This window comes from Microbacterium sp. F2, from assembly GCF_052274505.1.
Lineage (GTDB): Bacteria > Actinomycetota > Actinomycetes > Actinomycetales > Microbacteriaceae > Microbacterium.
On the sequence record NZ_JBNVBV010000001.1, the window covers coordinates 965,874 to 978,255 of the forward strand.

Here is a 12,382-nt window from a genome sequence, read left to right on the forward strand (position 1 = left end):
GCTCACTCTTCGCTGGATGGAGTAGGCGGAGCGATCAGTTCAAGCCCCGGGAACGACGTGCGATATCTGCGAGCATCACGGGTAAGTAGCGTGTGACCGCGCACAAGCGCGTGGGCGCCGATGTAGAAGTCCGGCAGAACCGCCGAGCGCGACCCGCCCCGCTGTCGGTAACGGGCGAAAGCCTGCGCTGCCGGGAACCCCGCGTCGAAGGGGATGCTTTCTCTGGTCAGCGCGAGCGGCGCAAGCGCTGCGTCGACATCGGATGCCGCTGCGAATCTCACCGACAGCTCGGCGAAGATCAGTTGGTTGATCAGGATGGGGCCGCGGTCTATCGCCGCGGCCAGGGCGTCGCTCGACCACGCACCCCATCGGGGATCATCGGTGAGAACGTCGAGCAAGACGTTCGTGTCGACGAGCGTCGATCGCTCAGCTGTCACGAGTCAGCGCGAGGATCTCGTCGGTGGATGGTCCCGGGCCAGCTGCGCCACGTATGCGCAGCACCGCGCGCTGACCGGGAGTCAGATCGTCGCGATGGATGATCCGCAGAACTCCCCCGTCATCGATGACTTCGACCTCGTCGCCGGTTGCGAAACCGTGTTTGTGGCGCAGTTCGGCTGGGATAGTCACCTGCCCCTTGGCATTCAGCTTCATCTCACACCCCGTATTACGCCGACAAAAGCAAGCGTAATACGCCGGCTCATCGGCTCAAAGCGCCCCGCACGACACCATGCGGCTCACCGCACGACGTAGACGTTCTCGGCGAGCTTGACGCCTCCGTCGGGCGCAGGGTCGCCGTCAGGAACAAGCTGGTACGTGGCAGGGGTTCCTCTACTCACACCGACACCACCCCGAGATGCGCATCCGGTCGACGCCATGTCGTAGGCGACCAACACGAGACAGTACTGGGGCCCCTCGGTTCCGATCCCGCGCACGGCCCACACTTGCGTGCCGTTGTCGTCGCCGGCGTACCGCGACATGCTCTGCGTGAGATCCGCAAACAGGTCACTCGCGGCGTCGGGCAGCGTGTCGATGTCTTCGGCACCACTGTCGAAGATGCTGTACGTGTAGGTGCGCGGTGAGTTCGTCGGCTCCGGCGCCGCATCGGTGCATCCGGCGAGCCCGAGCACGCCAACAAAAGCAACTGCAAGTACTGCGATCCCCCGATGCATGCGCCCAGTGTGGCACAGCGCCACGGCCTCACAAACGCTGAAAGGCCGGGACCCCCGTGGGGATCCCGGCCTTCCGTTGCTGTGTAGTGCTACCGGCTGTGATGCGGGTGGTGCCGGGTCTTAGCGGCCCGAGAGCTTCTCGCGCAGGGCCGCGAGGGCTTCGTCATCCGCGAGCGTGCCCACCGGGCTCTCGCTCGAGTACGAGCCGGAGCCCGATGCGGACGAACCGCTGTAGCTGTCGTCGGCTTCCTTGGCAGCCTCGGCCTCGGCGGCCTTGGCAACCGTAGCCTTGTGGGCTTCCCAGCGCGCCTGGGCTGCAGCGTATTCCTGCTCCCACTTCTCGCGCTGCTCGTCGAAGCCTTCCTTCCACTGGTTGGTCTCGGGGTCGAAGCCCTCGGGGTACTTGTACTCCCCGTTCTCGTCGTACTCCGTGACCATGCCGTAGAGGGCCGGGTCGAACTCGACACCGAAGGGGTCGATGGACTCGTTGGCCTGCTTCAGCGAGAGCGAGATGCGGCGACGCTCGAGGTCGATGTCGATGACCTTGACGAAGACCTCTTCGCCGACCGAGACGACCTGCTCGGCGAGCTCGACGTGCTTGCCCGAGAGCTCCGAGATGTGCACGAGGCCCTCGATGCCGTCTGCGACGCGAACGAACGCACCGAACGGAACGAGCTTGGTGACCTTACCCGGTGCGATCTGGCCGATCGCGTGGGTGCGGGCGAACACCTGCCACGGGTCTTCCTGGGTGGCCTTGAGCGAGAGCGACACGCGCTCGCGGTCGAGGTCGACCTCGAGGATCTCGACGGTGACTTCCTGGCCGACCTCGACGACCTCGGATGCGTGCTCGATGTGCTTCCACGAGAGCTCCGAGACGTGCACGAGACCGTCGACGCCGCCGAGGTCGACGAACGCACCGAAGTTGACGATCGACGAGACGGTGCCCTTGCGGACCTGGCCCTTGTGCAGGTTGTTGAGGAAGTTCGAGCGCGACTCCGACTGGGTCTGCTCGAGCAGCGCACGACGCGAGAGCACGACGTTGTTGCGGTTCTTGTCGAGCTCGAGGATCTTCGCCTCGATCTCCTGGCCCAGGTAGGGGGTCAGGTCGCGGACGCGACGCAGCTCGATCAGCGATGCGGGGAGGAATCCACGCAGGCCGATGTCGACGATGAGTCCACCCTTGACGACCTCGATCACGGAACCGGTGACAACACCGTCGTTCTCCTTGATCTTCTCGACGTCGCCCCACGCACGCTCGTACTGGGCACGCTTCTTCGAGAGGATGAGGCGGCCTTCCTTGTCCTCCTTCTGGAGAACCAGCGCCTCGACCTGGTCGCCGACGTTGACAACCTCGTTGGGGTCGACGTCGTGCTTGATGGAAAGTTCGCGCGAGGGGATGACACCCTCGGTCTTGTATCCGACGTCGAGGAGCACCTCGTCGCGGTCGATCTTGACGACGGTGCCCTCGATGAGCGAGCCGTCGTTGAAGTCCTTGCCCTTGAGGGTCTCTTCGACCGCGGCCAGGAAGTCCTCAGCAGATCCGATGTCGTTGATCGCAACCTGCTTGGTGGCCGGGGCGGTCGTTGCAGTAGTCATGTAGTGGGTTGTCCTTGGATGGTGTTGTAGTCGGGGCCAGGTAGGCATACGGATGCCGCACCAAGGCCAGGTGGATTGGGTTATGCGGTGTCACTCCCCCGCGTTCCCGCGGGCAGGCATGCAGAACGAAGCCCACGAGTGACGCTTCAGGATATCAGAGATGATGTTTAGCCGTGTAGCGTCTCCGCGACCGCATTCGCTCGAACCGGTCCTCGTGGGAAACGGTCAGAACAACGTCGGAACCCGCTGCTCGGCAGCGGAACCTCGAATCATGTCGGGCGCACGTTCGGCATCGAAGTTGATCCCGGCCTCCGTGGCCACCGCCTGAGCCACCTGGAGAATGGCATCAGAGTCTGTCGGAAGCTTCGCCAGGTCTAGCCGAGCGAGGAGCTTCTTCGTGATCGGTCGCTTTGAATCCCAAAACACCAGCGACTCGATAAGGAGTTTCGCCTCAGGACTGTTCAGTTGAGCCGCAACTACCGCAGCCTCCGTGCCGTCATCAAACGGGAGGAAGTAGCAGGTGTCGTCCAACACGACGGGCTTACCTTCGATAGGCGCAACCAGGCGGAAGACTGCTTCCTTGTGCAGGCCCGAAACTGCGACCTTGTAGGGCGCATAGGTGTAGTCGCCATGACCGAACACGGAGAAGCGGGGCCGGTTCCGATAGATTGACGACTTGCGGCCGTCGAGCGTTTCTGCGTTCGAGACCAGATAGTCCCACAGCTTCGGGGCGACTATCTCAAGGTGCGAGGTGTCCGCACCGAAGGTCTTCTGAGGCACCAGCACCCACTTTCTAAGCGCGTGGTGCTTGCCTCGGAATATGTCGGTGCACTTGAGGAGGGGGAAGACATATTCACTCTCAACGTCGAGCTTTGTCCCCTCGACCGTGGTCGGCTCCGGTGTGGCGTCGAGCTCGAAGACTCTGGAAGCGTCGTGCTTCAGCCCCGAGCGCCACACCAGAGATGACGCCCCATCGGCATCCCGGACCGCGAGGTAAGCGTCGACGTCTGACACGAGGCGACCATCCACCACACCAAATCGGCTAGCAGGCTCAGCGTCCGGTCGGAACACATCCTCGAAAACGTCTGCCGTGTAGTTGGGCGTCAAACGCGGGTCCGCGGTGACGATGAACAGGCAAGCATCAACCGCCGCATCGAACCACTTCTTCGCGTCAATCCGAAACACGCGGGCCGACGCGATCGGCAATCTCGCCGCCGCAGCGTGCGCAATGACATTTCGCGCGACCTGAGTCTTGCAGAGCATCGCAAGCTGAAGCGGCTCGCTGCGCAGGTCACCAAGGCACTTCAGAATAATGTACTCGCACACGTCAAAGTTTGACCCACCGAGGAGTGCATCAAAGCCCTTCGCGCCCTTGAAGTTCTCCTTCGGCGGGAGGTTTCTGGAATCCATACGATTGAGCTCGGCCGACGTAACCCACGGCGGATTGCCGATAACTCGGAGCGGGCCGCTGGTCTTCCACTCAATATCATCCGCCAGGTCTGTTAGGAAGATATTGCCGACTGACACGCGCCCCCACCGCGAGGCTTGCTCAGCGTACGCGGGCTGAACCTCGATTCCTACGCGCTCGGTATTGGGTTGCAGGTGCGCGGACGCTTTGAGGAAAGAGCCGAGTCCGCACGTCGGTTCTAGGATTCGTGCGTCTGCCGGGATCCCCACCACACGGAGGCACTGATCAGCGAGTTCGAACGGAGTCTGAAAGTCACCGAACTCATTGTTAGGCACTCAGATCCACCACCTCAGGCGCGACCTGACCCGAAACAGCGGTAGCGATTGCCCGCCCATATTGAAGTCTCCACTGGAGAGCATTCGAGATCGTGAGCACACCTTGTTCTGGCACGTCATCGACTAGACGTTCTGCGAGCTGGCGTCGGCTCACCTCGTCCAAAGGGATGCTCTTGTCTTCGAGCAGCGCGTCGAGGTCTTCGATCACAGACTCCCGGCCCCCGAAAGTCGCGTCTGACATACGCTCAACGATTGCGCGTATTTGACCGGTCAGTGTGTAGTCGCCAGTACGCGCCTGGTCGATGTAGATCACGTGGTTGATTTCGAGAAAAGCTGCTCGCTGCTCCGCATCGTCATACTTGACGTAGACGATTACGAGCAGGTTATACCCGAGCCCGTAGATCTTCTGCGTCGCGGACTTGAATGGGCATGAAGACTGCGGCTGCCTCAAGGAGGTGACCTTGAGGTCTGTGTTCAGCGTGGGAAAGTCGAGCCCGTTGGCGGCATTGCCAACCGCGATGTCGAAGCGCTCCTGTAGGTATGCCTTGAAGCCCGCCTCGACTGCTGTCCCGACTGCCTTGCCATCGGTTGCTCCGTAAAGGCCAGGCAAGGGAGTCGCACGCAACGCGGCAGCAAACTCCGACGCCGCAGCTTGGAATAGCTCAAGCGTGAGCGGGGGCAGTGATGGCATGTGCTGAACCTCGGGAGTATGAGGGAGAGGTTTGGCGCTAGTGGCGCCGAAGCTCGGTACTGGACACCTCAGAATATCGACGGCCCGCCGCTTAGCGCTGAGCGCCGCGCGCACGTGTCCAGCGCGCTGGTCCGCTGGCGAGGAATCCTTCCCGTCGGATCGCGCGGAGCTTCATCATCCGGGCCTTCACGGAAGCTATGAGCGCCCCCAGTCGGCCGCTCACGGCGGATCAGGCCCAGCGCCTCGATCGGATCCCACCCGAGTGTCAACAGGATCGCGAAACCCATGCTGGGACCGCGGTTGATGCCCATATGGCAGTGCGACAGCACCACGTGTCCGCCGGCGATCTGCTCGAGCGCGTAGGCCGTGCCGTCGTCGAACCAGTCGTACGGCATCCGTTGGCCCGCGTCATCCACCCCGATCCACAGGTAGTCGATCTGCGGATTCTCTTCGGTGACCCAGTCCGCGTCATCCCACTCGGCCCGGCAGTCGATGATCGTGTCGATCCCCGCCGCCGTGAGTTCCGCGAGCTGGGCGCGTGCCATGGTCAGGCGCCTCGTGTCGAGGTCTCCCCCGATCCACAGGCTCGCGGTCAGCCTGCTCACATTGGCCCTCACGATCGGCACTGTCGTCTCGGTCATGATTCCCTCGTTCCGCCGGAGGGGTTGAACACCGGCACGGACTCATACGGCGGGAACGCACGAACGGGGACAGCCCAGCGAAGAAGAGATGAATACGCAGTCGGATGTCGCACCCCCTCCCTACCCTGAATTGCACGAAGGAGGCTGGCGTTGCGCGAGTTCGGCAAGAACGGTACCCACAACCCGAGTTTCGAGGCGGTCGAACGGGAGATCACGAAGGTCGTCAACGCGAAATACGCGGGCTGGCCGGCGGCTGATCGTGAAGACCTCATCACGCGAGTGATGGAGTCGTACTTTCACAAGTTCGGTCGCGCCCCGTTACCGCAGGCCGATGACGGAACTCCACTCGTCCCCAAGGCGTGGCTGCGAACCGTGATCACGAACGCGGCGATCGACATGTATCGTCATGCGGAGCGTCGGCCAGCCGATCCGGTCGACTTCGCCGGCATTGACGACCCGCTCGTCGAAGAGCGCTTGCACCGCGCACTGGACGACCGCGCGCCGAGTCTGAGCACACTTGTTGCTACGCGCGTCAGGATCGAAGAAGCGCTGAAGCAGCTGGCACCAGAACATCCGCGGGACGTCGAACTCATCGTCTGGGGAGTCGTCGCTGACCTACCGATCGACGAGGTCGCACTCCGGGCCGGAATCTCCCGCGACGCCGCGAAGAAGGCCGTGCGCCGCGCGCTCGATCGGCTCCGCGACGTGCTGGAGCGGGACGGGCGCTGAACCCGAGCCCGCTCCAGCGCCGCTGCGTTCAGCCGCGGCGGACGACCCTCCGTTCGGGTACGTACTGCGCAGTCGTGCGCGCGAACTCGCGCTTCCACGACCACTGGTCCATCACGTACTGCGCGAACTCCTCCTCCGAGAACCTGAGCTCCTCGTCGACCGACATCGCCGCCATCGTCAGGATGCGGTCATAGTCGTCAGTGTGGTCCTCAGGCTCGGGCAGCCGGAAATACTGGTCGACCTGCCCGCCGCGCCGAATATCGGCAAGGCGCGTCTCCAGCTCCTGGATCCACCGCTTGCGATATCCCTCGAGCGCACGCTCGAAGACATCACGATGTGCGTCCCGATTCCGCTGGACGACTTTGATGAACTCATCCCGGTTGACTCGAACAGAATCCATGTGACACTCCCTTCGCTGTGCAGATCTCGGTGATCTGCCGCACATTCATGTACGTGCGGAAGGCTCCGAAGGTGACATCGCCGATGCTCGTCCGGCTCGGCTACGCGAACAACTCAACCGGAGCCGTCGTCCCCGGGCCTTCGACGCTCTTCCGTCGACACAGGCGACGACGCTAGGCTCACGTTCACGTCGAAGGTGACTGTCTGGGGGCATCTATGGAGTTCGAAGAACGCATTTCCGCGCTGGCGACAAAGGTCAAGAATCAAGCGGATTCGATCGGCACTGAGGAGGCGACCAAGAACGCCTTCGTGATGCCGTTCATCTCCACGATCCTCGGCTACGACGTGTTTGATCCGCTCGAAGTCGTGCCAGAGTTCACCGCCGATGTCGGTACGAAGCGCGGCGAGAAGGTCGACTACGCGATCATGCGGGGCGGCGAGGTGCAGATCCTTATTGAGTGCAAGGTCTCGAAGGGCGATCTGCGTATCGAGCACGCCTCGCAGCTGTTCCGCTACTTCGCGACGACCAACGCGCGCATCGCGGCCCTCACCAACGGCGTGGTCTGGAAGTTCTTCACCGACCTCGACGCGCCCAACCGGATGGACGACAAGCCCTTCCTCGTCCTCGACTTGAGCGATGTCGACGACACCCTCATCCCTGAGATCAAAAAGCTCAGCAAGGACAGCTTCGACCTCGACTCGATCATCAGCGCCGCCGAGGAGCTGAAGTACGTCGGTGCGCTCAAGCGCGAGATCGCCGCACAGTTCCGGGAGCCGTCCGACGAGTGGATCAAGTTCTTCACTCAGCGTGTCTACGACGGCTCGTTCACGGCGCGGGTACGTGAACAGTTCACCGGGATAGTCGCCAAGGCCTCGGCGCAGTTCCTCAACGAACGGATCAACGACAGGCTCAAGCTCGCCCTGGGCGCGGGCCGCACCAGCGACTTCGTCACGGACGCCGATCCTGCCGCGATCGCCAGCGCACCAGTCGCCGACGACGATCTAGCGCGCGATACCGAGATCGAGACAACGCTCGAGGAACTCGAGGGGTATCAGATCGTCAAGGCCATCGCGTGCGGCGATGTGAAGCCTCAGCGCGTCACGCACCGGGATGCCAAGAGTTACTTCGCCGTGCTGCTGGACGACAACAACCGCAAGCCCATCGCCAGACTGCACTTCAACGGCCGGCAGAAGTACCTGGGGCTACTCGATGAGAACAAGGACGAGACGCGGCATCCGATCGAATCGCTCGACGAGATCTACGAGTACGCGGGGCAGATCCGCGAGGCCGTCACCCGATACGCGTAGCGGGAAGAGATGCTGAGTCGGGAGACGGAGCAAGCCGTACGGGCCGATGTGTTCCGCTGGCTCGATGAGCAGTTCGTCGGACGCGGCGGATACGAGATCCACCACACCGTGCTGCGTTCCTACACCTATCAGGGTGAACGGATGCCGTTGCTCGATCCGCAGCGCGGCATCCGCAACCCCGCCACGTTCTCGTCGACGCTCACGATCCGCACCGTCGGCAGCGCCAACCCGTACGACGACGCGGAGTCCGACGATGGTTGGGTGCGTTACTCGTATCGGCAGGGCGACGGCGGCGACAACACCAAGCTGGTGCGAGCCTGGGCCAACGGTGACCCGGTCGTGTACTTCCGGGCTGTACGCCAGGGGTACTACTTCCCCTTCTATCCGATCGTGATCGCCGAGAACGATCCGGTCGCGCGCGTGGTGCGGTTCCCGCTCGAGCAGAGCCTGCAGTTCCTCGGAGACCCTGCGACGTACACCGACGCCCAGCGCTCCTATGCCGAGACCGTCGTGCGCGCCCGGCTGCACCAACCGATCTTCCGTGCCCGCGTGCTGCATGCGTATGCATCGGCGTGCACGGTGTGCGATCTCAAGCATCCGGAGTTGCTGGATGCCGCGCACATCGTTCCGGATGCCGCCGGGCACGGCATCCCCCACGTGACCAACGGGCTCGCGATGTGCAAGATCCACCACGCCGCCTACGACCGCTCACTTATGGGCATCACCCCCGACGGCGAGGTTCGCATCGACCGCGAGCTGCTCGACGAGGTCGACGGACCCATGCTGCGACATGGGCTGCAAGACATGCACGGACGGCAGATCCGGATGCCGGAATCTGCGAAGGCCAAGCCCGACCGGGAACGGCTGGCGGAGCGGTTCGCGGTGTTCGCTGGGCGGTGAGCAAAGGAACTGCCCCGCCGACTCAGACCGTCTTTCGGAGAAAGCGCTCCTCCACGTGGGGCGACGGACCAGGAGAGGCGAAGCTCGACCGCGTTGTCGGAAAGCTAGGCGAATACCTCGACCCGAGCCGACGATCTCGGGATGGACTGAAGCCGAGCGTCACAGGTCAGGAGCGTGGCGCCCGTGAGTTCGGCAAGCGCGACGTATCCGGCGTCGTAGGTTGTCGCGTTCGCCCGCAGCTGCCATGCCCGATCCGCGAGAAGGTGCCACGGCCACAGGTCGATCGGGAACTGCGCGAAGAGGCCGCGCGCGGCATCCGCCTGCGCGGTGGAGATGCGACCACCCCGCTCGAGGCCACGCAGTGCACTGTCTACCTCAGTCGGCAGGAGGTGCGGCGCCAGAAGTGTCGCGTCGGCGAGACGGGCCGCGATGCGGTCTCCGAGGTCGCCCCCTGACGCGATCATGGCCACGACCGCCGACGCGTCGAGCACCACGAGAGCGGATGCCGCGCGGTCGGCATCCGTTGTCACCGACGCCCCTCGTGGACAGCGGCGACGATCTCGCCAGCTGTCAGGGCGGGATTCAAGCTGGCACCCATTCGCGCTCGCACCGCTGCTTCGGCCGCGCTGGGCGTGCTCGCGATTCGGACGAACTCTGCGCTCAGGAATTCCTGCAGCGACCTGCCCGACCGCGCCGCGCGGGCAGCGAGCTCGTCGCGCACCTCATCGGGAACGTTGCGAATCGTGATGTTCACCGGCATGGCACCAGTGTAGACACGGACGCCTGCATTGTGCATGCACCCACCGCAGCGTTCTTGTTGTCCCGGATCCCCAGCTCATCCGACCCGCGATCTTGCTACTTCGGTAGCATCGAAGAATGGTGCATGTGAAAGTCAGCCTCAGCCTCAGCACCGATGACCTCGCGTTCCTCGACGACCAGACTCGATCCGGCGTCTACTCCAGTCGGTCCGCGGCGGTGCAAGACGCCGTGCGGGTGCTGCGCGAAGAACGACTCGCGGATGCCTACGCCGACGCCTTCACGGAACCTGCGGAAGACGCGTGGGATGCGGCATCCGGCGACGGACTTGCGCGGCCGTGACAGACCTGTGCGCGCGTTGCGACGCGGTCACGTCGTGCTCGTCGATCTCGATCCAGCCGTCGGATCCGAAGCCGCGCGAACTCGCCCAGCCATCGTTGTCAGCAACGCGACAGCGAACCTCAGCGCCGCGCGCAGCGGGCACGGCGTGATCACCGTCGTGCCGGTGACCTCGAATATCTCGACGGTTCATCCGTTTCAGGTGCTTCTCTCGCCGGAAGAATCGGGACTCCCCCAGCCCAGCAAAGCCCAGGCCGAGCAAGTGTGCGCAGTGTCCATTTCGCGTGTGAGCCGCGTCACTGGCCGCCTTACTCGCGAGTCACTGGGGGCTCTCGACGACGCGTTGCGGCTGCACCTGTCTTTGTAACGGCGCTCAGCTCATCGAGGGTCACGCGGGTGCCGTCATCCTCAGCCTTGGCGTGCCGGTAGGCGGCAACCTCCTGGGCCCACTCGAACGCTTCGAAAGCCTCCACGTTTGTCACGCGACGACGAGGGGCTCGACGTCGTGGCTCTTGCCTTCGAGTTCGCGGGCGAGGTCATAACTGGTCTGCATCGCCATCCAAGCGCGGGCCGTCCCGACGCCCGCGCGCTCGAGACGGACCGCGAGGTTCGGACTCACCCCGGAGTGTCCGTGAATGACACGACTAAGCGTGACGCGGGAAACGCCGAGTCGTGCGGCCGCTACCGCGACAGTCAGCCCCAGTTCGCCGAGCACGTCCTGCCCGATGATCTGCCCTGGGTGCGGTGGGCTCTTCATCATGATGCTCCTCCCTTAGTGATGGTCCTGGTAGTCGACGAGCTCGACATCCTGCCCGACGAATCTGAAGGTCACTCGCCAGTTACCGTTGACCCAGATCGACCAGTGGCCAGCGAGGTCGCCCCTCAGTTCGTGTGTCCGAAATCCCGGGATCGCGAGGTCCGCGGACGATTGCGCGACATCGAGGAGACCCAGGATGCGAGTGAGCTTCGGCGCGTGTGCCGGCTGGACGCCCCTCTTCGAGTCTGACTCGTAGAGCGCCTGGAGTCCCTTGTGTCGGAAGCTCACGATCACCAGCCGAGCGTATCGCGTATCGCATCGCGATACACGGATCATTCACGACAGGGATCGACCAGCGCGGGGCAGCGGGTGCATTGTCGGCGCGTACCCGACGGCGAACCGGCGATCCCAAGGCGTGAGAGCCCGACTCAGCCCACCCAGAGGGTCGAGAGCACGAGCGCGGCGGGCGCCAGAGGCAGAACCCAGCCGAGGAGTGCGTCGGTGCGGCATCCGTCTGCTCGCTCAGGATCACGGCGGGCACGCCATCCGGTCACGACCCAGACGGATGCCGAGGCCGCCAGCACCAGCAAAGTCACGACGCGAACGGATGCCGCCACCTCGAAGCCGGCGAGGAGGGTCGTGATCTGCGCGAAGGCGATGACACCCCACGGCACGATCGCGACCGCGGATCCGAGGGCGAAGGCGGGACCGCCGAAGCGGCCGGTCGCGGCGCGGTGATCGTGGACGATGAGGAAGAGCGCTCCGGCGGCGCCCAGCGCGTAGATCGGCACGAGACTCGTGACCTCGGTGATGCCGTTGAGCTGCGCGACGAGAAAGGTTCCGACACCCGCCAGCTGCGAGTACTCGATCCAGTGCCAGGTGTGGCGATCGGCTGCGGCATCCGTGGCGTGACGGCGGCGGATGGCGGGGATGAGCAGCAGCAGGCGCATCGCGGCGACGAACAGCAACAGTACGGCGATCGCTGCGCCCATCTGGATGCCGGGCCACAGGTCGGGCGTTGGGGTGACGACGATGATCATTCCGCCGTCGGCTGGTGCGATTCCGGGTGGGGTGAGGGTCAGTGTGATGAGGGGCGCGAAGCCCGACTGCAGGCTCGAGGCGACGAGGGCGACCGCGGCGAGGATGACGGCAGCGGCCGCGACCGTGAGGTCAGCGCGCGGCACGGGCGGGGTGCCTGCCGGTGCGTCGGCGAGCGTGCGGGTGGGGTTGTTCATGCCGCTTCCCTCCGGGCCTGGGTGCGCCGATGTCGGCCTGGTGTCGAGCTTAGGTCGTGTGCGTTCGCGGGCGTCGGTTCCTCCCCAGGCGGCTTGAGAAATGACCTGTCCACAGGCTG

At 64.1% G+C, this 12,382-nt stretch carries 19 protein-coding genes; 5 read left to right on the top strand and 14 right to left on the bottom strand.

Going from position 1 to position 12,382, the window contains the following annotated elements; translation table 11 throughout:
- Positions 1–2: 2 nt before the first annotated feature.
- The 7 genes from ACQVDU_RS04760 to ACQVDU_RS04790 form a co-directional block, all read right to left on the bottom strand.
- Positions 3–437, bottom strand: a complete 435-nt coding sequence (locus tag ACQVDU_RS04760; protein WP_300592684.1) for a type II toxin-antitoxin system VapC family toxin — start codon at positions 435–437, stop codon at positions 3–5.
- Positions 427–651 carry an AbrB/MazE/SpoVT family DNA-binding domain-containing protein gene (locus ACQVDU_RS04765; protein ID WP_300592679.1) on the bottom strand — a complete coding sequence of 75 codons (225 nt, stop codon included), beginning with the start codon at positions 649–651 and terminating at the stop codon, positions 427–429. Before ACQVDU_RS04765 ends, ACQVDU_RS04760 begins: the two co-directional genes overlap by 11 nt.
- An 83-nt stretch (positions 652–734) precedes the next feature.
- On the bottom strand, positions 735–1,169 hold the full coding sequence (locus ACQVDU_RS04770; protein ID WP_443476351.1) for a hypothetical protein: 435 nt from the start codon (positions 1,167–1,169) through the stop codon (positions 735–737).
- A 120-nt stretch (positions 1,170–1,289) separates the two neighbouring features.
- Positions 1,290–2,765 (bottom strand): 30S ribosomal protein S1, encoded by a 1,476-nt coding sequence (gene rpsA, locus ACQVDU_RS04775; RefSeq protein WP_443476352.1) that lies wholly within the window; start codon positions 2,763–2,765, stop codon positions 1,290–1,292.
- Between the two features lie 225 nt (positions 2,766–2,990).
- Positions 2,991–4,292, bottom strand: coding sequence for an SAM-dependent methyltransferase (locus ACQVDU_RS04780; protein WP_443476353.1), 1,302 nt, complete (start codon positions 4,290–4,292; stop codon positions 2,991–2,993).
- 208 nt (positions 4,293–4,500) lie between these two features.
- On the bottom strand, positions 4,501–5,199 hold the full coding sequence (locus ACQVDU_RS04785) for a hypothetical protein (protein ID WP_443476354.1): 699 nt from the start codon (positions 5,197–5,199) through the stop codon (positions 4,501–4,503).
- A gap of 68 nt (positions 5,200–5,267) precedes the next feature.
- Positions 5,268–5,840, bottom strand: a complete 573-nt coding sequence (locus tag ACQVDU_RS04790) for a protein-tyrosine phosphatase family protein (RefSeq protein WP_443476355.1) — start codon at positions 5,838–5,840, stop codon at positions 5,268–5,270.
- Between the two features lie 150 nt (positions 5,841–5,990).
- Between ACQVDU_RS04790 and ACQVDU_RS04795 the strand changes: the two genes are divergently transcribed.
- Entirely contained in the window at positions 5,991–6,569 is a 579-nt protein-coding gene (locus ACQVDU_RS04795) for an RNA polymerase sigma factor (RefSeq protein ID WP_443476356.1), read from the top strand.
- Between the two features lie 28 nt (positions 6,570–6,597).
- On the opposite strand, the gene ACQVDU_RS04800 is transcribed toward ACQVDU_RS04795, so the two are convergent.
- A complete protein-coding gene (locus ACQVDU_RS04800; RefSeq protein WP_443476357.1) occupies positions 6,598–6,969 on the bottom strand; it encodes a hypothetical protein in 372 nt (123 codons plus the stop codon).
- Positions 6,970–7,184: 215 nt separating this feature from the next.
- On the opposite strand from ACQVDU_RS04800, the gene ACQVDU_RS04805 reads away from it, so the two are divergent.
- The gene (locus ACQVDU_RS04805; RefSeq protein ID WP_443476358.1) at positions 7,185–8,276 is read left to right on the top strand and encodes a type I restriction endonuclease; all 1,092 of its coding nucleotides are present in this window, start codon (positions 7,185–7,187) and stop codon (positions 8,274–8,276) included.
- A 9-nt stretch (positions 8,277–8,285) separates the two neighbouring features.
- Entirely contained in the window at positions 8,286–9,176 is an 891-nt protein-coding gene (locus tag ACQVDU_RS04810; protein WP_443476359.1) for an HNH endonuclease, read from the top strand.
- Positions 9,177–9,280: 104 nt separating this feature from the next.
- Here ACQVDU_RS04810 and ACQVDU_RS04815 read toward each other — a convergent pair whose 3' ends face one another.
- On the bottom strand, positions 9,281–9,706 hold the full coding sequence (locus tag ACQVDU_RS04815; protein WP_443476360.1) for a type II toxin-antitoxin system VapC family toxin: 426 nt from the start codon (positions 9,704–9,706) through the stop codon (positions 9,281–9,283).
- Positions 9,703–9,936 carry a FitA-like ribbon-helix-helix domain-containing protein gene (locus ACQVDU_RS04820; protein WP_443476361.1) on the bottom strand — a complete coding sequence of 78 codons (234 nt, stop codon included), beginning with the start codon at positions 9,934–9,936 and terminating at the stop codon, positions 9,703–9,705. Before ACQVDU_RS04820 ends, ACQVDU_RS04815 begins: the two co-directional genes overlap by 4 nt.
- A gap of 116 nt (positions 9,937–10,052) precedes the next feature.
- Here ACQVDU_RS04820 and ACQVDU_RS04825 point away from each other — a divergent pair, with 116 nt between their 5' ends.
- Together ACQVDU_RS04825 and ACQVDU_RS04830 are read left to right on the top strand one after the other, a co-directional pair.
- Complete coding sequence (locus ACQVDU_RS04825; protein ID WP_443476362.1) at positions 10,053–10,274, top strand: ribbon-helix-helix domain-containing protein; 222 nt, start codon at positions 10,053–10,055, stop codon at positions 10,272–10,274.
- Complete coding sequence (locus ACQVDU_RS04830) at positions 10,240–10,638, top strand: type II toxin-antitoxin system PemK/MazF family toxin (protein ID WP_443476363.1); 399 nt, start codon at positions 10,240–10,242, stop codon at positions 10,636–10,638. The genes ACQVDU_RS04825 and ACQVDU_RS04830 overlap by 35 nt, the downstream gene beginning before the upstream one ends.
- On the opposite strand, the gene ACQVDU_RS04835 is transcribed toward ACQVDU_RS04830, so the two are convergent.
- The 4 genes from ACQVDU_RS04835 to ACQVDU_RS04850 all read right to left on the bottom strand — a co-directional run bounded on the left by ACQVDU_RS04835 (position 10,580) and on the right by ACQVDU_RS04850 (position 12,263).
- Positions 10,580–10,753 carry a hypothetical protein gene (locus ACQVDU_RS04835; RefSeq protein ID WP_443476398.1) on the bottom strand — a complete coding sequence of 58 codons (174 nt, stop codon included), beginning with the start codon at positions 10,751–10,753 and terminating at the stop codon, positions 10,580–10,582. The genes ACQVDU_RS04830 and ACQVDU_RS04835 overlap by 59 nt on opposite strands.
- Positions 10,750–11,031, bottom strand: a complete 282-nt coding sequence (locus tag ACQVDU_RS04840) for a HigA family addiction module antitoxin (protein WP_443476364.1) — start codon at positions 11,029–11,031, stop codon at positions 10,750–10,752. The genes ACQVDU_RS04835 and ACQVDU_RS04840 overlap by 4 nt, the downstream gene beginning before the upstream one ends.
- Positions 11,032–11,043: 12 nt before the next feature.
- A complete protein-coding gene (locus tag ACQVDU_RS04845; RefSeq protein WP_363493349.1) occupies positions 11,044–11,322 on the bottom strand; it encodes a type II toxin-antitoxin system RelE/ParE family toxin in 279 nt (92 codons plus the stop codon).
- Between the two features lie 134 nt (positions 11,323–11,456).
- The gene (locus ACQVDU_RS04850) at positions 11,457–12,263 is read right to left on the bottom strand and encodes a hypothetical protein (protein WP_443476365.1); all 807 of its coding nucleotides are present in this window, start codon (positions 12,261–12,263) and stop codon (positions 11,457–11,459) included.
- Between the last annotated feature and the right edge of the window lie 119 nt (positions 12,264–12,382).

Coding starts and splice junctions, on each gene's coding strand:
- ACQVDU_RS04840 (WP_443476364.1), bottom strand. CDS start 11,031: ATGATGAAGAGCCCACCGCACCCAGGGCAGATCATCGGGCAGGACGTG.
- ACQVDU_RS04820 (WP_443476361.1), bottom strand. CDS start 9,936: ATGCCGGTGAACATCACGATTCGCAACGTTCCCGATGAGGTGCGCGAC.
- ACQVDU_RS04830 (WP_443476363.1), top strand. CDS start 10,240: ATGCGGCATCCGGCGACGGACTTGCGCGGCCGTGACAGACCTGTGCGC.
- ACQVDU_RS04800 (WP_443476357.1), bottom strand. CDS start 6,969: ATGGATTCTGTTCGAGTCAACCGGGATGAGTTCATCAAAGTCGTCCAG.
- ACQVDU_RS04770 (WP_443476351.1), bottom strand. CDS start 1,169: ATGCATCGGGGGATCGCAGTACTTGCAGTTGCTTTTGTTGGCGTGCTC.
- ACQVDU_RS04810 (WP_443476359.1), top strand. CDS start 8,286: ATGCTGAGTCGGGAGACGGAGCAAGCCGTACGGGCCGATGTGTTCCGC.
- ACQVDU_RS04805 (WP_443476358.1), top strand. CDS start 7,185: ATGGAGTTCGAAGAACGCATTTCCGCGCTGGCGACAAAGGTCAAGAAT.
- rpsA (WP_443476352.1), bottom strand. CDS start 2,765: ATGACTACTGCAACGACCGCCCCGGCCACCAAGCAGGTTGCGATCAAC.
- ACQVDU_RS04785 (WP_443476354.1), bottom strand. CDS start 5,199: ATGCCATCACTGCCCCCGCTCACGCTTGAGCTATTCCAAGCTGCGGCG.
- ACQVDU_RS04765 (WP_300592679.1), bottom strand. CDS start 651: ATGAAGCTGAATGCCAAGGGGCAGGTGACTATCCCAGCCGAACTGCGC.
- ACQVDU_RS04850 (WP_443476365.1), bottom strand. CDS start 12,263: ATGAACAACCCCACCCGCACGCTCGCCGACGCACCGGCAGGCACCCCG.
- ACQVDU_RS04790 (WP_443476355.1), bottom strand. CDS start 5,840: ATGACCGAGACGACAGTGCCGATCGTGAGGGCCAATGTGAGCAGGCTG.
- ACQVDU_RS04825 (WP_443476362.1), top strand. CDS start 10,053: ATGGTGCATGTGAAAGTCAGCCTCAGCCTCAGCACCGATGACCTCGCG.